We start from the raw sequence: 23,356 nt of genomic DNA, 5'->3' as shown, positions 1-23,356 counted from the left end.
ACCCGCTTAAGACCACCTGACTTTAGAAACTCTTTAACTACCTTTAGCTTGAACTGCTTGCTGTACTTGCTCATAAAACAAAACCCCCTTGGTTGGACATGGTGTCCAACTTTTGGGGGTCAGTTCATCAGGGTGGCTATTGTTCGAGCGTCTACTTTGGGTCGAACTCTGCCGATTAGACTTGGATAGGGTGATGGCCTGCTTTGGATTTAAAAGCCGCCTGATGTATTCTTTGCGCGTCCAACATTGAGTGTGAGTCTGAAGGAAAGGGCTAACTCTTACTGCCAATTTAAATGCACTAAAGAAAAGGGAATGCTTGCATAAAAAAGTGCTCTAAATCTGCATAATAGAACTAGTAGCAAACCAATAGAAACAAGGGGTTACGAGCCCCTGAGCGCCAATTCTATTATGCAAATTACTACTTGTAAGTCATTGATTCATATAGATAAAGTGTCACTCAAGTACATTGGCTACGAACCAAGGGGTCGTGGGTTCAATTCCTGCCAGCCGCACCAACTTATACAGGGCCTAGTGTAAAAAACTGGGCCCTTTTCTATTTCTGGCGTTTTTGAGCGGTTTAATACAGATCCCTTATAGTTGGTCTATGAGCATTTCAAACTCCAGTCCCCCAATGTTGACCGCTCCAGTAGCTATTTGGTCCCAAGCTGACCCAATGCATGCTCAAGTCACATTGAGTGGAACTGTCAATGTCTATTCCTTAGGAGAGGTTTGGACTGATGTGAGTGAAAAGCAAACGATTTGGCTTGGGCAGGGAGATGGTAAAGATCGCTCCCTCATCTTTGATGCCACAAACGTCAGTTCACTAGATGGCTCTGCATTCGCATTTCTGATCGACATACAAGAGGCACAAAAAAAAGCAGGCGGGCAATTTGAGATTCAAGGCTTAGATCCTAAATATCAGCCGCTCTTGCAAGAGTTCGATCCCATTAGTAATTTATTCCCAGCACCTATTCCAAAGCCAAAGAGAGGTTTTATTGTTAGTACCGGGATGGCTACCCAAAACTTATTGGATGATGCTCAAGGACTGATTACTTTCGCTGGACATCTTGCGTCTGACCTAGCGTGGTCTATCCGCAATGTGAAGCAAGTGCGCTGGGGTGATTTTGTAAATGCCGCCGTGGAGGCGGGCATTGCTGCATTACCAATTGTCGGCTTAGTTGCATTCTTAATTGGTGTCATTTTATCTTTTCAAGCCGCTATCGGTATGGAGCAATTTGGCGCCGTTTCTTTTGTTGGGCCACTCGCCGCATTGGGTATTGTGCGTGAAATGGGGCCGCTCATCACCGCGATCTTACTTGCCGGCCGCTCATCTGCAGCGTTTGCAGCAGAGATCGGAACCATGACGGTGAATAGTGAAGTAGATGCTCTAGTAACTGGTGGCCTCAGCCCCATTCGTTTCTTGGTAGTACCTAGAGTACTTGCTGGAATTTTGGTGATGCCGATTTTGACTTTGTATGCCGATATTGTCAGTATTTTTGCATCGATGTTAACGATGCAAATTTACGGCATTCCATTTATTAATTTTTATAACGGCATGCTATCTGCAGTAGGTATTGAAGATATTCTTTCTGGCTTACTAAAGGCAACTTTATTTGGAGTAGTAGTTTCGGCAGTAGGTTGTCTGCGTGGCATGCAAACTGGAACGGGTGCAGCTGCTGTAGGGATCTCTGCAACCCGAGCAGTAGTGAGCAGCATTGTCATGATTGTTTTAGTGGACGGAATCTTTGCTTATATCTCTTATAGGACTGGTTTCTGATGGCTCTCACTGACAAGACAACACAAAAGACAGCTGACAGCGCCAATGCGATTGAAGTACAAAATCTCACGGTAGGCTATGGCTCCAATGTGCTTTTGCAAAACCTAAATTTTTCCGTCAGTGGCGGGGAAATTTTCGTGATTTTGGGCGGATCTGGATGCGGTAAATCGAGTTTGCTAAAGAATTTATTTGGGCTATATCAACCACTCTCCGGAGATGTATTGATCGAGGGGCAAAATATCACTTCCGCTCAGGGAGCGGAGCGCCAAAAAATAATGACGCGCTTTGGGGTGATGTATCAGCAGGGCGCTTTATTCGGCTCGATGAATTTGCTTGATAACGTCACGCTCTTTATGGAGGAGTACACCCACCTTACTAAGCCACAAATGGATTTACTGGCACGTTGTAAGTTAGATCTAGTCGGTCTATTACCTTACGAAACCTATATGCCAAGTGAAATCAGTGGCGGTATGCAGAAGCGCGCTGCAATTGCACGGGCTATGGCTCTCGATCCGAAGATTCTATTCTTAGATGAACCCTCAGCGGGACTAGATCCCATTACCTCTGCTGATCTTGACAGTACGATCTTAGACCTCTCAAACAATTTAGGATTTACGTTTGTAATCGTGTCACATGAATTAGCTAGTATTTATTCCATCGCCGATAAGGTCATCATGCTTGATAAGGATGCTAAGGGCATTATTGCTCAGGGTGATCCAAAAATATTACGCGATACCAGTAAAGATCCTAGAGTGCACCAATTCTTCAATCGCATTATGAGTAAGGAAGCAGCATGAGTAATAACTCCAATCCTAATTATTTTCGCTTGGGTATTTTTGTCCTAGCAGCAGTCGGTGTGCTACTCGCTGTGGTGTTGATTTTTGGTTCAGGACAATTCTTCAAGAAATCATTCATGGTTGAAACTTATATTAAGCAGTCTGTAACCGGCTTAGATGCCGGTGCTGCTGTGCGTTTTCGGGGGGTAAAGATTGGTCAGGTGACCTCCATTGGCTTATCGGGTGATCTTTATGAGCAAGATATAAAGATGGCTGATCGTCGTGAGTATGTAGTGGTAAGGATGCAAATTTTTGGAGATAAAATTCGCTTAGATAATCTCGAAACTTATCTTAAGGACAACCTTCGCGCACGTGTCAAATCAATGGGTATTACTGGGGTTAACTACATTGAGTTTGATTTCTACCCCTCTGCAACTGAGTATTCGCCATTACGTTATACGTGGACGCCTGAATATCCGGTCGTTCCTTCCATGCCTAACCAGGCTGATGAGATTCTCTCTGGCATCCAAAGGCTTATAACTGGTTTAAATGGTTTAGATGTAGCGGAAACTCAAAAGAAATTTGATGCGCTATTGGGAAATCTCAATCAGTTAATGGCTGGCGATGGCAAGAATAACGCGGGTTTAATTAATTCCACAAAAGATTTGAATGTTTTGCTGGACCGAATTGCAAAGGCAACTGATCAAGATCAGTTAAATATTCTGATGCGAGAGTTGGCTGCTACCATGGTTTCCTTACGTCAAACAGTGACTAGTGTGCAAGGTGATACCACTGCTACCCTGGAAAACCTTCGCCTGGCTAGTGAGCAGCTAAATGAATTTACTCGGGTCGCAAGTCAGTCTCCATCGACCTTGCTCTGGGGTGAGCCACCCGCAAGGATTACTCCGCCAATGAATGGAGCGCAAAAATGAGAATGCAGATGATGAGAAATTCACGCTTTATTAAGCTCACTTTAGTAGCACTTATCTTTGCTGTATTCACTGCCTGTTCATTGCCTCAGCGCCCTGCATTGGAGACTGCTAGTTGGATGGTTGCACCCGAAAGAACCGGCACTGCTTATAAGCCGCGTACAGATCTTTGGCTAAAAATGGGCTCAGTATCGACATCCCCCCCTTTTGATGGTAAGTCCCTCGTCTACCGTTTAGGAGATCAGCGCTATGAAAAAGATTTTTACAATATTTATTCTGCGCTACCCAATGAGATGGTTGGCAATGCGACACGCCAGTGGATGAATAATGCTCAGATCTTTTCAATGACAGTGGGGCAGGGAAATAGCTTTTTCCCTTATTACGTCCTCCAGACTTCTATTGAGGAGTTTTACGGTGACTATCGCATTCGTCCTGAGGCAGTGGTGACGGTAGAATTTTTCCTGACCGCTACTGATCCCAAAAAACGGGATCCTGTGATTGGTAAAAACCGTTATACCAAGAGAATCCCATTAAAGGATAATACCCCTCAAGCATTGGTTCTCGGTCAGCAGGAGGCTTTGGCGAAAATTTTGAGGGAGTATGAGGTGGTGTTGTATCAATACGCAGGTAAGTTGCCGTCACCCTTGGGGCAGTAGTCATTCACAGCAGTCATTCTAGAATTGCAATACTGAAATAGATAAGGTGGGGAAGAGATGGATTTAGGGCTTACAGGTAAAGTGGCTTTGGTGTTGGCATCGAGTCGTGGTTTAGGTCAGGCAATGGCGGTATCCTTAGCCCGTGAAGGTGTCAAGGTGGCAGTGACTGGGCGCAATGCGGAAGGTCTAAAAAAATCCGTCGAGCTGATTGAGGCTGCTGGTGGCAAAGCACTCGCACTCAGTTGGGACTTGTCAGACCGCTCAGTCATTGACAACTTGGTTACCAAGGTAGAGCAAGAATTGGGTCCAATCGATATCTTAATTAACAATACCGGCGGACCACCACCAACCCCTGCGGCTGAACAAGATCCAGCTCTATGGCAAAAGAGTTTTAACGATATGGTGCTTTCGCTCATCAGTATTACTGATCGCGTTCTACCCGGCATGCGTGAACGCAAGTGGGGCCGTATTATCACCAGCACCACTTCTGGTGCAATCGCCCCTATCAAAAACCTCGCCATATCCAATACCTTGCGTGCAGCGCTATTAGCATGGTCTAAAACTTTGGCGGCAGAAGTAGCGGCTAATGGCATTACTGTCAATGTCATCATGCCGGGTCGTGTTGCGACTGATCGCTTACGTCAGTTGGATGAGGCGCGTGCCCAACGTGAAAATGTGAGTTATGACTCCGTCGTCCAGTTAAGTTTGAAACAAATTCCCATGGGTCGTTACGGGGATCCTCAGGAATATGGGGACGCTGCTGCATTTTTAGCAAGTCAAAATGCCTCCTTCATTACTGGGTCAGTGATCCGGGTTGATGGTGGTCAGATACAAGCGGTTTAATCGTAGTGCAAACCCATTTTCTTCAGAGCATTAGGCGAGATTTTCGATCGAGCGAGTTAGTAGCACTTTTGGTGGCGCTAACTCTCTCGGTAGCAGCCTTATCTAGCGTTAGCTTCTTGGCTGACCGGATGCAGCGGGCCTTTCAGTTGGATGCCCGCCAACTACTAGCTGCAGATCTTCTGTTAGTAGCAGATCGGCCATTGCCTGAACGGTTTATTCAGGAAGCTAAAGAGCGGCAGCTGAATATCGCTCAAACGATTGTCTTCCCAAGTATGGCAACAGCAGGTTCGCAAAGCAAGCTGGCCTCGCTCAAGGCGGTAAGTGATACCTATCCCCTGCGAGGAGCGCTTCAGGTTTCATCTGCTTTGCCAAGCCTTACTCCACCAAGCGGATCCGTATGGCTAGATCCTGCAATGATCAATGCACTGCGTGCCAAAGTAGGCGATCAGATTACCTTGGGTGATAAATCATTTTTCATTGGCGGCGTCTTGGAGCGTGAACTAGATCGTGGGGCTGGATTTATGAACTTTGCCCCGCGCATCATGATGTCGCTAGATGACTTGCCTTCTACCGGACTGATTGGCCTAGGTAGCCGTGTTACTTATCGTCTCTTGCTGTCAGGGGATGATCAAGCTATCTCCGCTTATGAAAAATGGGCCACGCAATGGATCGACTCTGAGGGTTTACGCGGCTTACGGATCGAGACTCTAGAAAATGCGCAGCCGGTGATGCGGAAAACGCTAGAGCGGGCAGAGCGCTTTTTATCCTTGGTGGCTTTACTCACAGCGATGGTGGCTGCCGTAGCGATTGCCTTATCGGCACGACGTTATGTTCTTAGACAAGCAGATGTGTGTGCGGTGATGAAATGTCTTGGCGCTACCCAGCAGGCTATTTTGCTTAATCAAATTAAAATATTGACTAGTCTGAGCCTGTTGGCCGCTGTCATTGGTGCAGTGATTGGATTCGGCGTGCAAGAGGTCCTCATGCGTATCTTGGGGAATTTAGTGATGGCTAATTTACCCTCTGTTTCGATTTGGCCTGTCGCTTGGAGTATTTTGTTTTCCTCATTCTTATTGGTGGGTTTTGCTGGGCCACCGCTAATGAGTTTAGTAACGATTTCCCCGGTAAGACTGATTCGTAAAGAGTTGGGAACTGTCAACATAAAGGTAGTTTGGGTTGCACTGTTTGGGCTGATTACCTGTCTTACTTTGATTGCAATCGCAGCTAGAGACTGGAAGTTAGCTGCTTGGGTTGGACTAAGTTTTGGCTTAGCTGTTTTTCTCTTTGCACTTGTTTCTTGGTTCGCATTACGCGGACTGAATCTGCTCTTTGCCAAATGGAGTGCTAATAGTTTTGCTTTACGTTTTGCATTGACGGCTCAAGCACGTCGGGCAGGATTTGCAGTTATGCAAATCACTGCCTTAGGTATTGCGCTGATGGCATTGCTACTCATTCTGCTGCTTCGGCAGGATTTATTAAGTACATGGCAGGGAAATATTCCCGTGGATGCACCTAATCGCTTCATGATTAATGTTCAAGAAGATCAAAAGCGAGATATCACTCAATCTCTCGCACAGGCAGGCATCCAAAATCCAAGCTTTAGTCCAATGATCCGCGCACGTTTGATCGAGATCAACGGTAAATTGATCGGGCCGAACGATTATGCGGATGAGAATGCCCGTCGACTAGTTGACCGAGAGTTCAATCTTTCATATGCTGAACAGTTACCTGAGGGCAATCGTATTTCTGCAGGCAAATGGATCGAGGGAGGCGCGCCACAAGTGTCATTAGAAGTTGGTATTGCTAAGACCCTTAAGCTGAAGTTGGGCGATCAAATGACTTTTGAACTTGCCGGAGAAAGAGTTACCGCACCCATTACTTCTTTGCGTAAGTTAGATTGGAGTTCGATGAAGGTGAACTTCTTTGTGATTATGCCGCCCGCTATGCTCGCAGAGATGCCTCAATCATGGATCACCTCTTACTATCAGAGCACTGAGACTGAGAGCCTTGATTATCAGCTGGCACAAAACTACCCTAACTTAACCATTGTTGATGTTGGGACTTCACTGCGCCAAATCCAAGATGTTCTGGATCGCTTGTCTTCTGTTTTGGGCTTGCTTTTTGCCTTTACGATTGCTGCTGCTGTACTGGTCTTGCTTGCTGCTATTGCTGCAACCCAAGATGAGCGCTTTAGAAGTGCTGCATTACTAAAGGCAGTGGGCGCATCGCGTTTTTTACTGGGAAGAATTGCGCTTGCTGAACTCTTGGTCATTGGCATGCTTGCGGGCACCTTGGCAGGTCTCACAGCAGGAATTGCTGCCTGGGCATTGGGACGCTTTGTGTTAGAAATTGAGTTCCAGGCCTTTACCCAGTCTTTGGCAATGGGCATCTGCTTTGGGGTGGCTGCTTGCCTTTTAGCGGGTTATCGCTTTCAGAGAAAAATTCAAACCGCTACCGCAATGGAATGCCTGCGCGAGATCTGAAAACCTTGTAATTCGGATTTCAGGCCTAAGAGATTGTTACTAGATTCTTAGGCAACTCCACCTGACGTGTTCCGCCAAACCGATCTGGCAGACTTTGGCGAAGCAGAGGGCTTACGCGATCCAAGTAAATGCTCAGAGGCCACAGAAATAAAGCGACAGCAAATAGCATTTCAATAATTTGCCATTTCTCAAAGTCAAAAATCCACTGCAGGATGACGCATGGCACAAGCCATAAAGACCCATAAACATAACGCCAAATCGCTTGATGTCGAGTTAAATTATGACCTCCTGGGCCAATGATCTTCACTCGCCAAGTTTGCATGGCTAAGGTTTGTCCTGACTTGGTCCAGTACCAAACAAAATAAATACCCAAGATTACGTAGAGGTAGAGAAAGGTGAGCCAGCTTGGCAAAGAACTGCCAAACACAATACCAAGGCCTAGATTAGGTAATAAGAATGTCAAAGCAACTACGCCCAATAAAACCAATTGCTCATACAGGGTGCAAGAGACCCGTCGCCAAAATTGCGGAGCGGGTAGGACGTTTAATTCAGCGGGAGTGATCACGACTTAGGGGTTGCTCGAGCTAGCATCGGAGTTAGTGCTCAGTGCTGGAGTTTCTGGGTTAGACGCATTATTTACCGGTATTGTTGGGGCTAAGCTTGGCTTTTGTGTGACTGGACGCTGCTGTAATGTAGGTGCATTAACTGCAGTTGGTTTTTTCTTATTGATCTCTGTCTGCGCTAATTTTTTCTTTTGCTCATCGCTCAGTTTTTGATATGCACTCCAAGCCTCTGCCTTTTTCTCTGCAGGAAACTTGAGGCTGCTTAAGTAATTTTCTCGGGCAAGGCGACGATCTTTTTGGGAGAGGTTGGACCAGCCAGCCATGCGGGACTGCAGGCGTTGCTGATCTGCTTCGCTCATTTTCGGATATAGGTTAGCTACTTGCATCCATTTTTTGCGGCTATCGGGGAGCATATAGTCCCAGTCGCTTTCTAGTGGCGCTAGGGTTTTTTGCTGCTCAGGCTTAAGGCCTTCCCAGGTTCCATCTGGCCTTTTCTCGGGAATGCCGGTAGATTTTCCATGACCGCCCGCAGCGGTTTGGGCGTTTGCATTAGGGCTCAAGATGAATCCAAATGCACCCAGCATCAACATCGCGCTAATGGCGAGCGGACTTCCCAAAGAGCGTAATTTTTTCAGCATGCGCTAATGAGGCTAAACATGAACTTTAGGAAGGTAGCTTAGCGGTATCGGAGCTATCTTGATTTGAATCAGAAAGGGCGCCATTTTTTAGGAATCCCATGAAGCCGCTGTCAGCGTAAGCATCTGGAGGGACCTCATCAGTCAAGAGGGCCACATCTAATTCAGCAATGTCGTTAATACGGGAGTCTTGTTGCCATTGGGCAATGCCAATTAGGCCAAACACCAGAACAACCAAGGGGGCAACCCAACCAAGGTTATCCCAAAAAGAGCGGGAGCCGAAGGACCGGTTTCCGGCGGAAAAGGCCAAAACAGGCTGATAAACGGCAATTTTCTCCGGTTTCTGAACCGAAAGTGCCTTCAAGCGGGCTGAATAGAGACGGTCTTTTACTACGGCTGACAGGGATTGAGATCCGTCGCGGAGTAGAGCGGCAGTAGCCCGACCAAATTGATCGGCTTCTGTTGGGTTTAAGAGTTCTTCATTCTTGCGGTTCACAGCGTAATTCCTTTTAATTTCAATGCTTTAGCTAGAGCCTGGGTGGCCCTTGAACAGTGGGTTTTGACGCTTCCTTCGCTACAACGCATGGCTAGGGCAGTTTCAGTAATACTCAGCTCATCCCAATAACGCATCAGGAAGGCTTCTCGTTGACGGGCAGGCAATTTTGATATTTCTGACTCCAAAGCCTGTAAAAGCTGACTTCTTTCTAGTTTAAACGCCCCATCTTGGTGAATTTCGCTGTCATCAGGCGCAGAAAGGGACTCCAGAGGGTCAAAATCGTCGCCTTCATCTGATTTCTTTCCCATATTAGAAAAGAGCGACACCCAAGTATTTCTGACCTTTTGACGCCTAAACCAGTCATGAATGCGATTTTGCAGAATTCTAGTAAAAACCAAGGGCAGCTCTTGAGCCGGCCGATCACCATACTTTTCAGATAGCTTAATCATGGCATCTTGAACGATGTCTAGGGCAGCATCGTCATCCCGAACAGCATAGACCGCTTGTTTAAAAGCGCGCTTCTCAACACTGGTTAGGAAATCAGAAAGTTCTTGGGGTGAAGCCATTCAGTAGATTAGACCTGAATCAGATGGAATTGGTTGATTTTAGGGGATTGCTATAGAATATAGGGCTTACTACCTAAAATCTCATTCAAGAAGTGGTTTTTTCCGGTAGCAGCGCCGTTCGAACTCAGGCCATAAGCAGGAGACAGAACAGACCAAACAATTTTTTGCCGAAAATTGCAAAGGACGAAAGAAAATGAATACAAGCAGCGCAGAATTTTTAGCTCCTAAAGCTAATCAAGACACAACAAATCCAAATTCCGTAGTTACGCCACCAGAAATGATTGGTGCCGAGATGCTGGTGAAAGCATTGCACAAAGAGGGTGTTGAGTTCGTGTGGGGTTACCCCGGTGGATCCGTTCTCTTTATCTACGATGAAATTTTTAAGCAGGACAAATTCGAGCACATTCTAGTGCGTCATGAGCAAGCAGCAGTCCATGCGGCCGATGGTTATGCACGGGCAACCGGTAAGGTTGGTGTTGCTTTAGTCACTTCTGGCCCTGGCGTCACCAATGCAGTTACGGGAATTGCAACTGCCTATACCGATTCCATTCCGATGGTGATCATCAGCGGTAATGTGCCGACATACGCTATTGGTGAGGATGCGTTTCAAGAGGCAGATACTGTTGGTATTACTCGCCCAGTGGTCAAGCATAATTTCTTAGTTAAGGATGTAAAAGATCTTCCTCTGGTGATTAAGAAAGCTTTTCATATTGCGCAGACAGGTAGGCCAGGCCCTGTGCTGATTGATATCCCGAAGGATGTTTCAGCAGCTAAAGGCCCTTTTGTTTATCCAGAGGTATTGGAGATGCGCTCCTATAACCCTGTAGTAAAGGGACATAGCGGACAAATTCGTAAAGCAGTCTCTTTACTGCAAGAGGCAGAGCGGCCTTTTATTTATACCGGTGGTGGCGTCATCTTGGCTGATGCTGCACCAGAGTTAAAAGAGTTTGCTGATTTGCTAGGCTATCCCGTCACCAATACCTTGATGGGACTTGGTGGCTTTCCTGGTACGAGCCCGCAATTTGTGGGTATGCTCGGAATGCATGGCACCTACGAAGCCAACATGGCGATGCAACACAGTGATGTGCTGATTGCCATTGGTGCGCGTTTTGATGACCGCGTGATTGGTAATCCTACGCACTTTGCCACTAATCCACGCAAGATCATCCATATTGATATCGATCCCTCCGTGATTGCCAAGCGGGTAAAGGTCGATGTACCGATTGTGGGCAATCTCAAAGAAGTATTACAAGAGATGACTGCTCAACTGAAAGCTGCTGGCCCACGTAAAAATGGTGCAAAGTTAGCGGCATGGTGGGAGCAGATTAACGAATGGCGTAAAAAAGATTGCTTAAAGTACGACGAGGCTTCACAAATCGTCAAGCCACAGTACGTAGTTCAGAAGCTATGGGAACTTACTGGTGGCGATGCTTTCATCACTTCGGACGTTGGCCAGCATCAAATGTGGGCTGCACAGTTCTATAAGTTTGACAAACCCCGTCGCTGGATTAACTCAGGCGGTCTTGGAACGATGGGTGTAGGTTTGCCATACGCTATGGGTATCAAGAAGGCGTTCCCCGATCAGGATGTGTTTGCGATCACCGGTGAAGGCTCGATTCAGATGTGTATTCAAGAGCTCTCCACTTGTAAGCAATACAACACGCCTGTGAAGATTGTGTCTTTGAATAACCGTTACCTTGGTATGGTTCGTCAATGGCAAGAGCTCACTTATAACAAGCGTTATTCCAGTTCTTACATGGATTCCTTGCCTGACTTTGTGAAGTTGGCTGAGGCCTTTGGTCACGTCGGAATGCGTATTGAGAAAAAGTCTGATGTTGAGGGTGCTCTCAAAGAGGCAATCCGCTTAAAAGATCGCACTGTGTTTATGGATTTCCAGACAGACCCAGAAGAAAACGTTTGGCCGATGGTTCAAGCAGGCAAGGGTATTACTGAAATGCTCTTGGGTAGCGAGGAACTCTGATGCGTCACATTATTTCTGTACTGATAGAGAACGAACCAGGAGCACTATCGCGCGTTGTAGGCTTGTTTTCTGCGCGTGGCTACAACATTGAAACCTTGAGTGTTGCACCTACTGAAGATCCCTCGCTTTCTCGTATGACGATCGTTACGATCGGCTCTGAGGATGTCATTGAGCAAATCACCAAACACCTCAATCGCTTAGTTGAAGTGGTAAAGGTATTTGATTTGACTGAAGGCCCTCATATTGAACGTGAGCTCATGATGATTAAAGTGCGCGCGGTAGGTAAAGAGCGCGAAGAGCTGAAACGGACAACGGATATTTTCCGTGGTCGCATCATTGATGTGACTGACAAGAGTTACACCATTGAATTAACTGGTGATGGTGCCAAATTAGATGCCTTTATTGATTCGATTGATCGTGTATCGATTCTGGAAACTGTCCGCTCGGGTGGTTCTGGGATTGGGCGCGGCGAACGCATCCTGAAGGTTTAATTTTTTTAACTGATTACTGAATTAACTACATTTTCAATACAAGGAAAGAGCATGAAAGTTTTTTACGATAAAGACGCTGATTTGTCACTCATCAAGGGCAAAAAAGTGACCATCATTGGTTACGGTTCACAGGGTCACGCACACGCATTGAACCTCAAGGATTCGGGCTGTAATGTTACTGTTGGTTTACGTAAGGATGGCGCTTCCTGGAGTAAGGCTGCGAATGCCGGTTTGACAGTAAAAGAAGTTGGCGAAGCGGTTAAAGATGCAGATGTAGTAATGATGCTCTTGCCTGATGAGCAAATCGCTGATGTTTACAGTAAAGAAGTTCACGGTAATATTAAGCAGGGCGCTGCATTAGCATTCGCTCATGGCTTTAATGTTCACTACGGTCAAGTTCAGCCGCGCGCTGACTTGGATGTCATCATGATTGCCCCTAAAGCACCAGGTCACACTGTTCGTGGTACTTATGCTCAAGGTGGCGGTGTTCCCCATTTGATCGCTATATATCAAGATAAATCGGGCTCAGCACGTGATGTTGCTTTGTCATACGCAACAGCGAATGGTGGTGGCCGTGCTGGCATCATTGAAACCAATTTCCGCGAAGAAACCGAAACGGACTTGTTCGGCGAGCAGGCTGTTCTTTGTGGTGGCGCAGTGGAATTGATCAAAGCCGGTTTTGAGACTTTGGTTGAGGCAGGTTACGCTCCCGAAATGGCTTACTTTGAGTGCTTGCACGAACTCAAATTGATTGTTGACTTGATCTACGAAGGCGGTATTGCCAACATGAACTACTCTATCTCTAATAACGCGGAGTACGGTGAGTATGTCACTGGCCCACGTGTTGTCACTGAAGAAACGAAGAAGGCAATGCGTCAGTGCTTGAAAGATATTCAGACTGGTGAGTACGCCAAGAGCTTCATTCTGGAAAACAAGGCGGGTGCACCTACTTTGATTTCACGCCGTCGCTTGAATGCTGAGCATGATATCGAGATCGTTGGCGCTAAATTGCGTGCCATGATGCCTTGGATTGCGAAAAATAAATTAGTTGACCAGACTAAAAACTAAGCAAAGAGCTCATTAAGTAATAATTTAGAAATTGATGATTTTCATTTAAAGGCTCAGAACAAAGATGATGTATCCACACCCCATTATTGCGAAAGAAGGTTGGCCGTATTTGGCATTGGTGGGGGCTGTTGCTTTGCTAGTGCACTACCTTGGTGGTATTGCATGGTCATGGCCACTCTGGATCATCTTTATCTTTGTTCTGCAGTTCTTCCGTGATCCACAGCGGATTGCTGCCATAGGTCGAGACTTGGTTTTATCTCCAGCCGATGGGCGTATTGTGGTGGTGGAGGTGGCTAATGATCCCTATGCAGGACGTGAAGCCTTAAAGATTAGCGTGTTTATGAATGTGTTTAACGTTCACTCCAACCGTAGTGCAGTGAATGGCTTGGTAAAAGAGGTTCAGTATTTCCCGGGCAAGTTTGTTAATGCTGATCTGGATAAAGCCTCCACTGAGAATGAGCGTAATGCCGTTGTGATTGATGCCAATGGTCAAATTGTGACCCTTGTGCAGGTAGCGGGCTTGATTGCTCGCCGAATCCTTTGCTATATCCATGTAGGTGATAGGCTCAAAGCAGGTGAGCGCTACGGATTTATTCGCTTTGGCTCCCGGGTAGATGTCTATTTGCCTTTAACAGCCGAGCCTTTGGTCAGCGTTGGTGATAAAGTATTTGCAACCAATACTGCATTAGCTCGAGTGCCTGGCTTAGGTTAATGTAACTACTTTTACTGGGAATATTCTTTGCCTACTTTTCGCCGTCGAGGCCGTATCGATCGTAGTCGCCTACCAAAAGCTCGTACTGATCGGACTCAAGATCAGTGGGCTGAAGACCTTGGTGATGGAGTAGATTTCGAGGTAGAAGAGTTGCATGCTGATAAGCCGCGTCGTCGCAGTAAAGGTATTTACCTTCTTCCGAATGCATTCACTACGGCAGCTTTATTCTGTGGTTTCTTTGCGATTGTGAATGCGATGAATCACCAGTTTGAGACTGCCGCGATTGCAATCTTTGCATCCCTCGTCTTGGATGGTATGGATGGTCGTGTAGCGCGAATGACAAATACCCAAAGTGCTTTTGGTGAGCAGTATGACTCTTTAGCAGATATGGTGTCATTTGGCGTAGCTCCTGCTTTAGTTGCCTACGAATGGGCTTTAAAGGATTTAGGTAAGTGGGGCTGGTTAGCCGCCTTTACTTACTGCGCAGGTGCCGCTTTGCGTTTAGCGCGCTTTAACGTCAATACGGCTGTGGTTGATAAGAAATTCTTCCAGGGTTTGCCAAGCCCGGCCGCTGGCTCATTAATAGCTGGCTTCATCTGGTTGGCTGATGACAATAAAATACCTGTGCGCGATAGCGCCATTCCCTGGATTACCTTCTTCTTGGCTGTTTATGCCGGTCTCACCATGGTCTCCAATGCCCGTTTCTATAGCGGTAAGGCTTTAGATGTTCGCTACCGCGTCCCCTTTGGTGTGATGGTTCTGATGATCCTCACTTTTGTACTCATCTCCTCCAACCCGCCCTTAACCTTATTCGGCCTCTTTGTGGTGTATTCCATTTCTGGCTATGTCATTTGGGCATGGGAAAGTTTGAGTGGGCGTCGTTTTAGCTAATTTAGAATATTTAGGTTATATTTAATCCATGTTGATGAATTTCTCACCCTTATCCAAGCTGCCTAGCAGGAAACTGCTTTTAGCACTAAGCCTACAGCTTGGGGCAGGTAAGGCTTGAGCTAATGAGAATAAAGTAATTCATTAGCCGCCACATACCAGCCCCAGCAAATTGCTGGGGTTTTTGTTTTTAGACTGACAATGAAGCCACAATTAATAATAAGTAACAGCGAGCAACATCAAGTAACAATAAGCAACATTGAACCGGAGAGTAGTGATGAGCGACAAAGTAATCATTTTTGATACCACCTTACGCGATGGCGAACAATCACCTGGCGCTTCAATGACGAAGGACGAGAAAGTTCGTATTGCTCGTCAGTTAGAGCGTCTCAAGGTTGATGTGATTGAGGCTGGATTTGCTGCTAGCTCCGAGGGTGACTTTCAGGCGATTTCCGCAGTTGCTGCTGCGGTGAAAGACTCAATTGTTTGTTCGCTCGCGCGTGCGAACGATAAAGACATTACGCGTGCTGCTGATGCCTTAAAGGCTGCTAACGCGAAACGCATTCATGCATTCTTGGCGACTAGTCCATTACACATGGCAGTAAAACTGCGCATGTCTCCAGAGGAAGTATTGGAGCAGGCCAAGCGCTCGATTCGTTTTGCTAGAAACTTGGCTGACGATATTGAGTTCTCCGCAGAAGATGGCTATCGCTCAGAAATGGATTTCTTATGCAGAGTGGTTGAAGCAGTCATCAATGAGGGCGCTACCACGGTCAATATTCCTGACACGGTAGGTTATGCAACCCCTGAGTTGTACGGTGAGTTCATTCACACTTTGCGTACTCGTGTGCCCAACTCCGATAAGGCAGTGTGGTCTGTCCATTGCCATAATGACTTAGGAATGGCAGTGGCGAACTCTTTGGCCGGCGTCAAAATTGGTGGGGCGCGTCAAATTGAGTGCACTATTAATGGCTTGGGTGAGCGCGCTGGTAACACTGCCTTAGAAGAGATTGTGATGGCTTTGCGTACCCGCAAAGATTACTTTGATATGGTCTGCGGCATAGATGCGACTCAGATCGTGCCTGCTTCTAAGTTGGTCTCTCAAATTACGGGATTTGTAGTTCAGCCCAATAAAGCAGTGGTTGGAGCGAATGCATTTGCACATACTTCAGGGATTCATCAAGATGGTATTTTGAAGAATCGTGACACCTATGAAATCATGCGCGCAGAAGATGTGGGTTGGGCCGCGAATAAGATTGTCTTGGGAAAATTATCTGGTCGTAATGCTTTCAAGCAACGCTTGCAAGAGTTAGGCATTGCGCTTGAAGCTGAGGCGGACTTGAATGAAGCCTTTGTGCGCTTTAAAACCCTGGCTGATCAAAAGTCAGAGATCTTTGATGAAGACATTATTGCCATTATGTCTGATTCCGCAGCGGCTGAAGAGGGTGAGTTTTATAAATTTATTTCCTTAAGTCAGCATTCTGAAACAGGTGAGCGTCCAAAATCTAAAGTGACCTTCCGGGTTGACGATAAAGAAGTGACTTCTGAAGCTGAAGGTAATGGCCCGGTTGATGCCAGCTTAAATGCGATTGAGGGGATAGTGAAGAGTGGGGCGGAGCAGTTGCTTTACTCTGTGAACGCGATTACCTCAGGTACGCAGTCACAGGGTGAAGTGACTGTGCGTCTAGCTAAGGGCGGTCGAATTGTGAATGGCGTTGGCACTGATCCGGATATTATTGCTGCTTCGGCAAAGGCTTATTTATCAGCACTGAACAAGCTTCATGATCCTAGTCAAGCTAAGCTCAACGCACAGATGACACCATAAGCAGTTTGCGGCGCCATCAGCAATGCAACACTTACTTATTGAGGTCCGTATTTTTGTAATACTTGGTTCCTTTGCCGGTGATTTCAGCGGCAAGGCCTGAGTCTGTGAGTTGGTACATCAAAACGCCACTCGCTACAACGGTAGCATCTTGATAGGCATCTCCATTAGTCTCGTATTTTGCGGATGCTGTCACTTGACCTCCAAAGGTCCATCCAGAGTTTACAAAGTCATTCAGTGCGGCTTTAGTTTGAAACACAAAAATATTTTGGAATGACTTGATTCCAAAACCGAGGCCAGCTTGCACCTCAGCCATGTTCATAAAAATGGGTTTGGCCCCATCTTTTTGGATAACAACTCCGCTACCCGTTCCACCGCCAGCAATCAGAATCTTCATGCCAAAGTTGCTAAAGGTGGCATAGCCAACAGATTTTTCGATGAGTTCTTTTGCTTTGGGTTGTGCTTGATAGAGTTGCTTGAGAGTGTCATCATTCTTCTTTAGAATTTCTTGACGCTGCTCGGCAACAGTTTTACTAGAGGCAAAAGGATTGGAAAATTGGGCAAAGCTACTCAACGGAAATAGGGTTAGTAGACTGTAGGCTAATAGATGAATGATTTTGGCTTGCATTGATATTCCCTCGCTGTATTTGGATAGCTAAATTTATTCATCTTTATACTCCATCCTGCCTCTTGACTACTAATTAGAAACCATGCCCATACTGATTCGTTTTATCTTAGCCCTCCTCATCCTTACCTTATTTGGTTGTAGCAGCTTACAGCGCAAAGCTGCAGTGCCATCTCAGCAGATGGGGCAGGCGCAAATTGCTGGCTTGTCGGGTGTGAGATATCTGGTTGCGAGCCAATCCGGTATTGTTCAGATGGCAGATGATATTCAGGCTGGCTTCAACGCTAGAAGTGACAAGACATTAAAGGCCTCCGCAAACTATTTATCTTTATCTGGTGGAGGAGATGACGGGGCTTTCGGAGCAGGCTTACTTATCGGCTGGTCTGACCATGGTGATCGGCCTCAATTTAATTTAGTTACAGGTATTAGTACGGGCGCCTTGATTGCGCCATTTGCATTTATGGGAAAAGAATACGATCCCGCGTTGCGTCATGTATATACCCAGGTTGGCCCACAAGATATTTTTACAGAGCGAGGTTTAATCTCTGGAATTCTGGGGGATGGGTTATCCGATACTACGCCGCTGTATCAATTGATTTCTCAATTTGTTAATCAAGACTTCTTGAAAAAAGTCGCTTACGAGTACACCACTAAAAACCGCTGGCTATTGATCGGTACTACTAATTTAGACGCCGGGATTCCCGTCGTGTGGAATATGGGTAAGATTGCCAGCATTGGCACACCTGAGGCCCTCGAGCTTTTTAGAAAAATCATGTTGGCCTCAGCCTCCATTCCAGGAGCGTTTTCTCCGATGATGTTTGATTTTGAGGTTGCTGGCCAAAGCTTTCAAGAAATGCACGTAGATGGTGGCGCTATTACCCAGGTATTTCTGTATCCCAGTGCTTTATCTCAACGAGCAAAAGATCTGAATTTAAAGCTCCAAAAACAGCGCAATGCTTACATCATTCGCAATTCTCGCTTGGATCCTGAGTGGCGCGAAACGCAGCGGGAAACTCTAAGCATTATTCAGAGGGCGATCTCTAGTCTGATTCAGACCCAAGGTATTGGAGATCTTTATCGGATTTATCACAACACCCAGGTTGATGGCGTCACTTTTAACTTGGCTTTTATAGGCTCGGATTTCAAATTTCCGCACAAGACAGAGTTTGATACTGCTTATATGCAGGCTCTTTTCGAATATGGTTATAAACAGGGTCTGAGTGGCAAGGAGTGGCAAAAATATCCTCCCGGCTACAAAAAAGGATTTGATGAAGATTTGCCTAAAAAATAGGCAATTTTGGTGATTTTGATGAAAATTTTTATATAAATCAGCGTCTTATATCAATCTCTCTGGTTTAAGTCTCTTTAGGATGCTTAGCCATGGATCGGGGAATTGATGGTGGATCTGCTACAATTCGATGGCTTTGATTTATAAAGCTTTTTTGTTTTATTTGATTAATAAACGCACGACACGATTTGGGTGAAAGCTCGAGTGTTCGCAAGTAAGGAGCATGAAAATGGCAGTTGCTGATATTAAAACGGCGGAAATCGTCAAAGATAACGCGCGCAGCGCAAATGATACGGGTAGCCCTGAAGTGCAAGTTTCATTGCTAACAGCCCGAATCAATGAATTAACCCCCCATTTCAAAGCTAACGCTAAAGATCATCACAGCCGTCGTGGTTTGTTGAAGATGGTTTCACGCCGCCGCCGCCTCTTGGATTACCTCAAGGGCAAGGATTTGGGTCGCTATCGCGCATTGATCGAGAAATTAGGTCTCCGTAAGTAATTCTTATCGGTATTGCAATGCCATCTATCTTGAGGTTGTTTCTTCGCAGAATCAGTCTTAGGCAGATGGCATGTTTTTTGAGCGCTTCAAGATTATTTGTGTAGGGGATCGTGTCATTCCAATGAGTTTCTGGGTTTGTAAGCTCAGTGCCTCCCTGGAATGGCATCCCTTGTAATCCTTAAACGCTCCAGTGTTGTCGTGACACTGCTTTATCCCACGACAAGCGTGAAATCCATGTGGCTTTTACGTGAACAATTTGGAGAAGATCAGAATGTCTATATTTAACAAAACAGTAAAAACCTTTCAATGGGGTAACCATCAAGTCACGATGGAAACGGGCGAGATTGCTCGTCAATCTGGTGGTGCCGTGATCGTGAATATCGATGACACCGTCGTTATGGGTACCGTAGTGGCTTCCAAGTCAGCTAAGCCTGGCCAGTCTTTTTTCCCATTGACAGTGGATTACCTAGAAAAAACCTATGCTGCAGGAAAAATTCCTGGTGGCTTCTTCCGTCGTGAAGGTCGTCCATCAGAAGGTGAGACATTGATCTCCCGTTTGATCGATCGCCCATTGCGTCCATTATTCCCAGAAGGTTTCTTGAACGAAGTTCAGGTTGTCATTCATGTGTTGTCTATCAACCCGGATGTACCCTCTGATATTCCTGCTTTGATCGCTGCTTCTGCTGCATTAGCGGTTTCAGGTATCCCATTTGCTGGCCCAGTAGGCGCAGCGCGCGTTGGTTACGCGAATGGCCAATACCTCTTGAACCCCACCCGTACTGAGCAAGCTACTAGCGAGATGGATTTAATCGTAGCTGGTACACAAGCCGCTGTATTGATGGTTGAGTCAGAGGCCAATCAGTTGTCCGAAGAAATCATGTTGGGTGCAGTTGTATATGGTCATGACCAAATGCAAACCGCCATCAATGCGATTAATGAATTAGTAAAAGAAGCGGGCAAGCCTGAATGGGATTGGACTGCTGCTCCTAAAGATGAGCCGTTCATTGCCAAAGTAACTGCATTGGCTGAAGCGCCTTTGCGTGAGGCTTATCAGATTCGTCAAAAAGGTGCTCGTACAGATAAGCTCAAAGAAACCACTAAAACAGTCATGGCTAAGCTTGCTGAAGAGGGTGATGTTGATGCAGTAGCTGTTAATGACATCCTATTTGAAATCGAAGCCAAGATTGTTCGTAGCCAGATTTTGAATGGTGAGCCACGGATTGATGGTCGCGACACTCGTACTGTTCGTCCGATTGAGATTCGTAATGGCGTATTACCGCGCACGCACGGTTCAGCATTGTTTACTCGTGGAGAAACACAGGCTCTCGTAGTTGCTACCTTAGGTACAGCGCGTGATGAGCAGATCATTGACGCACTCGAAGGTGAATACCGTGATCGCTTTATGTTCCACTACAACATGCCTCCATTCGCTACCGGTGAAACTGGTCGTGTAGGTAGCCCAAAGCGTCGTGAAATTGGTCATGGTCGTTTGGCTAAGCGTGCATTGATTCCGGTACTGCCAAGTGCAGAAGACTTTGCATACAGTATTCGTGTGGTTTCAGAAATCACCGAATCCAATGGTTCTTCATCCATGGCCTCTGTTTGCGGCGGCTGTTTGGCGATGATGGACGCGGGTGTTCCTGTCAAGGCGCACGTTGCTGGTGTAGCCATGGGCTTGATTTTAGATGGCAATCGTTTTGCCGTCTTGACCGACATCTTGGGTGACGAAGATCACTTAGGCGATATGGACTTTAAAGTCGCTGGTACAGCAAACGGTATTACCGCCTTGCAAATGGACATTAAGGTTCAGGGCATCACTAAAGAAATTATGCAGGTCGCTTTAGCTCAGGCTAAAGAAGGTCGCTTACACATTTTGAGCAAGATGCAAGAGGCAATGGGTTCAGTACGTACTGAATTGTCTGCACATGCTCCACGAATGGTTTCATTCAAGATTCATCCGGACAAGATTCGTGAAGTAATTGGTAAAGGCGGCGCAACCATTCAAGCCTTGACTAAAGAGACAGGTTGCAGCATTGACATTAAAGATGACGGTACTGTCACGATTGCTTCTACTAGTGCTGAAGGTATGGCTGAAGCAAAAGCACGCATCGAAGGTATTACTGCTGAAGCTGAAGTAGGCAAAATCTACGAAGGCCCAGTAGTGAAGTTACTTGAATTTGGTGCCTTGGTTAATATTCTGCCAGGTAAAGACGGTCTCTTGCATATCTCTGAAATTTCAAATGAGCGCGTAAAAGAAGTGAAAGACTATTTGGCAGAAGGCCAAGTAGTGCGTGTGAAATTGTTAGCTGCTGATGAGCGTGGTCGTTTACGTCTCTCCCTCAAAGCAGCTATGGCTGATGAAGGTGGCACGATTGCTCCTTTAGCAGGCGCTGCTGAAGTGGTTACAGACGCAGCTCCGGCATCTGGCGAGTCTGCTTAAGCAGATTAGCGAGCAGGAGTATTTATGCACGTCATTGAAATCAAAGAATTTGGCGCACCAGAAATGTTGGTGCCTGCCACTCGTCCTGATCCAGTAGTTCCGGCCGCTGGAACAGGCGAGATTTTGATTAAGGTATTGGCTGCGGGTATTAATCGTCCAGATGTTTTACAGCGTAAGGGCCATTATCCAGTTCCAGCGGGTGCATCTGATATTCCTGGTCTTGAAGTTGCTGGTGAAATTATTGGCGGTGACTTAGCTCACGCCGATAATCTCTTTGGCCTCAAAGTGGGTGATAAAGTTTGTGCACTCGTGCAAGGCGGTGGTTATGCAGACAGATGTACTGCACCTATTGCACAATGTTTGCCTTATCCAACCGGTTTCAGCGATCAAGAGGCGGCTGCCTTACCCGAAACTTTTTACACTGTGTGGAGCAACGTCTTTATGCGTGGTCAATTAGCTGAAGGTGAAACTTTGTTAGTGCAAGGTGGCTCAAGTGGCATAGGAGTAACTGCCATTCTCATTGCCAAGGCTTTAGGTCATAAGGTATTTGTTACTGCAGGTACCGATGAGAAGTGTGCTGCCTGTGTAGCCTTGGGTGCTGACTTGGCCATTAACTACAAGACACAAGATTTTGTAGAAGAGGTGAAGAAGGCTACTGATGGCAAGGGTGTCAATGTCATTCTCGATATGGTGACTGGCGCCTATGTTCAAAAAGAAATCGATTGCTTAGCTGATGATGGTCGCATTGTGATTATTGCGATTCAGGGTGGTTCAAAAGCAGAAGTGAGCACCAATCAAATTCTACGTCGTCGTTTAACGATTACTGGATCAACCTTGCGTCCACGCCCAGTCTCCTTTAAGAAGCAAATTACCAAGCAGTTGTTTGATCATGTTTGGCCATTACTCAATGCGGGTCAGTTAAAGCCGGTAATCTATAAAACCTTCGCCTTAGATCGGGCGGCAGATGCCCATCGTTTGATGGAATCCTCTGAGCACGTTGGCAAGATTGTGTTAACTGTTTAAGTATTGAGTTAGATTGCATGCGTCCACTCACGGTTATCGGTAATTGGAAAATGAACGGCAGTCTTGCGGGGAATGCAGACTGGGTTAAAACGGTTTGTCGTGGGATGGAGCAGGGCATGCCTGCAGGTCGTAAGTATGCGTTTTGTGTGCCGGCGCTTTATTTGGCGCAATGCGGTGAATTGATTCGTGATTGCTCTCTCGCTTTTTTGAGTATGGGTGCCCAAGATGTATCGGCTTATGCCGCAGGAGCTTATACCGGCGAGATTGCTGCCTCAATGTTGAAAGAGTTGGGTTGTACTTATGTCATTGTGGGGCATTCAGAGCGCCGCCAGTACCATCAGGAAGCGGATGAGCAGGTTGCAGAAAAAGCGCTGCAAGTTCTCGATAACGGCATGATTCCAGTTATCTGTGTAGGCGAGTCTGCCGATGAGCGTAACTCTGGTCGTGAGGTTGAGGTTGTGAGAGGCCAAATTTCAAGGCAAGTAGCCATCTTGCAAGACCGTTTGGCTGACTGTTTGATTGCTTACGAGCCTATTTGGGCTATTGGCACTGGTAAGGTTGCTAGCGCGCAGCTTGCTCAAGATATGCATCGGGCCATTCGCTTGCAGTTGGCAGAGTTTGATGAGGATGTTGCATCCCATGTGGGAATTTTGTATGGCGGCAGTGTCAAGCCTGATAATGCTGTTGAACTATTTGCAATGCCAGATATTGATGGCGGATTGATTGGGGGCGCCTCATTGAGCCCGCAGGATTTTCTGGCTATTTGTCAGGCCTAGATTTTTTATTTGGAGATAA

General features: G+C 46.4%; 22 protein-coding genes. 17 read left to right on the top strand and 5 right to left on the bottom strand.

Annotation, left to right across the window (positions count from 1 at the left end; all coding sequences use genetic code 11):
* Positions 1–604: 604 nt before the first annotated feature.
* The 6 genes from ICN15_RS10835 (at position 605) to ICN15_RS10810 (ending at position 7,464) form a co-directional block, all read left to right on the top strand.
* Complete coding sequence (locus tag ICN15_RS10835) at positions 605–1,777, top strand: ABC transporter permease (RefSeq protein ID WP_216202755.1); 1,173 nt, start codon at positions 605–607, stop codon at positions 1,775–1,777.
* Positions 1,777–2,574 (top strand): ABC transporter ATP-binding protein, encoded by a 798-nt coding sequence (locus ICN15_RS10830; RefSeq protein ID WP_216202754.1) that lies wholly within the window; start codon positions 1,777–1,779, stop codon positions 2,572–2,574. The genes ICN15_RS10835 and ICN15_RS10830 overlap by 1 nt, the downstream gene beginning before the upstream one ends.
* A complete protein-coding gene (locus ICN15_RS10825; RefSeq protein WP_216202753.1) occupies positions 2,571–3,485 on the top strand; it encodes an MlaD family protein in 915 nt (304 codons plus the stop codon). Before ICN15_RS10830 ends, ICN15_RS10825 begins: the two co-directional genes overlap by 4 nt.
* 8 nt (positions 3,486–3,493) lie before the next feature.
* Positions 3,494–4,138: an ABC-type transport auxiliary lipoprotein family protein gene (locus ICN15_RS10820; protein ID WP_216202752.1), complete on the top strand. Its 645-nt coding sequence runs from the start codon at positions 3,494–3,496 to the stop codon at positions 4,136–4,138.
* Between the two features lie 57 nt (positions 4,139–4,195).
* Positions 4,196–4,981: an SDR family oxidoreductase gene (locus tag ICN15_RS10815; protein WP_216202751.1), complete on the top strand. Its 786-nt coding sequence runs from the start codon at positions 4,196–4,198 to the stop codon at positions 4,979–4,981.
* Between the two features lie 71 nt (positions 4,982–5,052).
* Positions 5,053–7,464: an FtsX-like permease family protein gene (locus ICN15_RS10810; protein ID WP_216862843.1), complete on the top strand. Its 2,412-nt coding sequence runs from the start codon at positions 5,053–5,055 to the stop codon at positions 7,462–7,464.
* 25 nt (positions 7,465–7,489) lie between these two features.
* Here ICN15_RS10810 and ICN15_RS10805 read toward each other — a convergent pair whose 3' ends face one another.
* From ICN15_RS10805 to ICN15_RS10790, 4 genes are read right to left on the bottom strand one after another with little or no spacing between them, the layout of a single operon-like run.
* Entirely contained in the window at positions 7,490–8,029 is a 540-nt protein-coding gene (locus ICN15_RS10805; protein WP_370625450.1) for an RDD family protein, read from the bottom strand.
* A gap of 3 nt (positions 8,030–8,032) precedes the next feature.
* On the bottom strand, positions 8,033–8,665 hold the full coding sequence (locus tag ICN15_RS10800; RefSeq protein WP_216202750.1) for a DUF3106 domain-containing protein: 633 nt from the start codon (positions 8,663–8,665) through the stop codon (positions 8,033–8,035).
* A 25-nt stretch (positions 8,666–8,690) separates the two neighbouring features.
* Positions 8,691–9,158 (bottom strand): DUF3619 family protein, encoded by a 468-nt coding sequence (locus ICN15_RS10795; RefSeq protein WP_216202749.1) that lies wholly within the window; start codon positions 9,156–9,158, stop codon positions 8,691–8,693.
* Complete coding sequence (locus tag ICN15_RS10790) at positions 9,155–9,724, bottom strand: RNA polymerase sigma factor (RefSeq protein ID WP_216202748.1); 570 nt, start codon at positions 9,722–9,724, stop codon at positions 9,155–9,157. Before ICN15_RS10790 ends, ICN15_RS10795 begins: the two co-directional genes overlap by 4 nt.
* A gap of 193 nt (positions 9,725–9,917) precedes the next feature.
* On the opposite strand from ICN15_RS10790, the gene ICN15_RS10785 reads away from it, so the two are divergent.
* The 6 genes from ICN15_RS10785 (at position 9,918) to ICN15_RS10760 (ending at position 16,689) form a co-directional block, all read left to right on the top strand.
* Positions 9,918–11,705, top strand: a complete 1,788-nt coding sequence (locus tag ICN15_RS10785; RefSeq protein ID WP_216202747.1) for an acetolactate synthase 3 catalytic subunit — start codon at positions 9,918–9,920, stop codon at positions 11,703–11,705.
* Positions 11,705–12,196: an acetolactate synthase small subunit gene (ilvN, locus tag ICN15_RS10780; RefSeq protein ID WP_216202746.1), complete on the top strand. Its 492-nt coding sequence runs from the start codon at positions 11,705–11,707 to the stop codon at positions 12,194–12,196. Before ICN15_RS10785 ends, ilvN begins: the two co-directional genes overlap by 1 nt.
* Positions 12,197–12,247: 51 nt before the next feature.
* Positions 12,248–13,264 carry a ketol-acid reductoisomerase gene (ilvC, locus tag ICN15_RS10775; RefSeq protein ID WP_216202745.1) on the top strand — a complete coding sequence of 339 codons (1,017 nt, stop codon included), beginning with the start codon at positions 12,248–12,250 and terminating at the stop codon, positions 13,262–13,264.
* A 64-nt stretch (positions 13,265–13,328) separates the two neighbouring features.
* Positions 13,329–13,976 carry a phosphatidylserine decarboxylase gene (locus ICN15_RS10770; protein ID WP_216202744.1) on the top strand — a complete coding sequence of 216 codons (648 nt, stop codon included), beginning with the start codon at positions 13,329–13,331 and terminating at the stop codon, positions 13,974–13,976.
* A 27-nt stretch (positions 13,977–14,003) separates the two neighbouring features.
* Positions 14,004–14,867, top strand: coding sequence for a CDP-diacylglycerol--serine O-phosphatidyltransferase (gene pssA, locus ICN15_RS10765; RefSeq protein WP_216202743.1), 864 nt, complete (start codon positions 14,004–14,006; stop codon positions 14,865–14,867).
* 274 nt (positions 14,868–15,141) lie between these two features.
* Positions 15,142–16,689 carry a 2-isopropylmalate synthase gene (locus ICN15_RS10760; protein ID WP_216202742.1) on the top strand — a complete coding sequence of 516 codons (1,548 nt, stop codon included), beginning with the start codon at positions 15,142–15,144 and terminating at the stop codon, positions 16,687–16,689.
* A 31-nt stretch (positions 16,690–16,720) separates the two neighbouring features.
* Here ICN15_RS10760 and ICN15_RS10755 read toward each other — a convergent pair whose 3' ends face one another.
* Positions 16,721–17,314 carry a YSC84-related protein gene (locus ICN15_RS10755; protein WP_216202741.1) on the bottom strand — a complete coding sequence of 198 codons (594 nt, stop codon included), beginning with the start codon at positions 17,312–17,314 and terminating at the stop codon, positions 16,721–16,723.
* A gap of 82 nt (positions 17,315–17,396) precedes the next feature.
* Here ICN15_RS10755 and ICN15_RS10750 point away from each other — a divergent pair, with 82 nt between their 5' ends.
* From ICN15_RS10750 to tpiA, 5 genes are all read left to right on the top strand, one after another.
* Positions 17,397–18,602, top strand: coding sequence for a patatin-like phospholipase family protein (locus tag ICN15_RS10750; protein WP_216202740.1), 1,206 nt, complete (start codon positions 17,397–17,399; stop codon positions 18,600–18,602).
* A gap of 226 nt (positions 18,603–18,828) precedes the next feature.
* Positions 18,829–19,098, top strand: coding sequence for a 30S ribosomal protein S15 (rpsO, locus tag ICN15_RS10745; RefSeq protein WP_112204355.1), 270 nt, complete (start codon positions 18,829–18,831; stop codon positions 19,096–19,098).
* Positions 19,099–19,369: 271 nt separating this feature from the next.
* Positions 19,370–21,538: a polyribonucleotide nucleotidyltransferase gene (pnp, locus tag ICN15_RS10740; RefSeq protein ID WP_216202739.1), complete on the top strand. Its 2,169-nt coding sequence runs from the start codon at positions 19,370–19,372 to the stop codon at positions 21,536–21,538.
* Between the two features lie 24 nt (positions 21,539–21,562).
* Positions 21,563–22,561, top strand: coding sequence for an NAD(P)H-quinone oxidoreductase (locus tag ICN15_RS10735; RefSeq protein ID WP_216202738.1), 999 nt, complete (start codon positions 21,563–21,565; stop codon positions 22,559–22,561).
* Between the two features lie 17 nt (positions 22,562–22,578).
* A complete protein-coding gene (gene tpiA, locus ICN15_RS10730) occupies positions 22,579–23,337 on the top strand; it encodes a triose-phosphate isomerase (RefSeq protein WP_216202737.1) in 759 nt (252 codons plus the stop codon).
* The last annotated feature ends 19 nt before the right edge of the window (positions 23,338–23,356 follow it).

Source organism: Polynucleobacter sp. CS-Odin-A6 (genome assembly GCF_018882095.1).
GTDB lineage: Bacteria > Pseudomonadota > Gammaproteobacteria > Burkholderiales > Burkholderiaceae > Polynucleobacter.
This window is presented reverse-complemented; position numbering and strand designations above follow the sequence as displayed.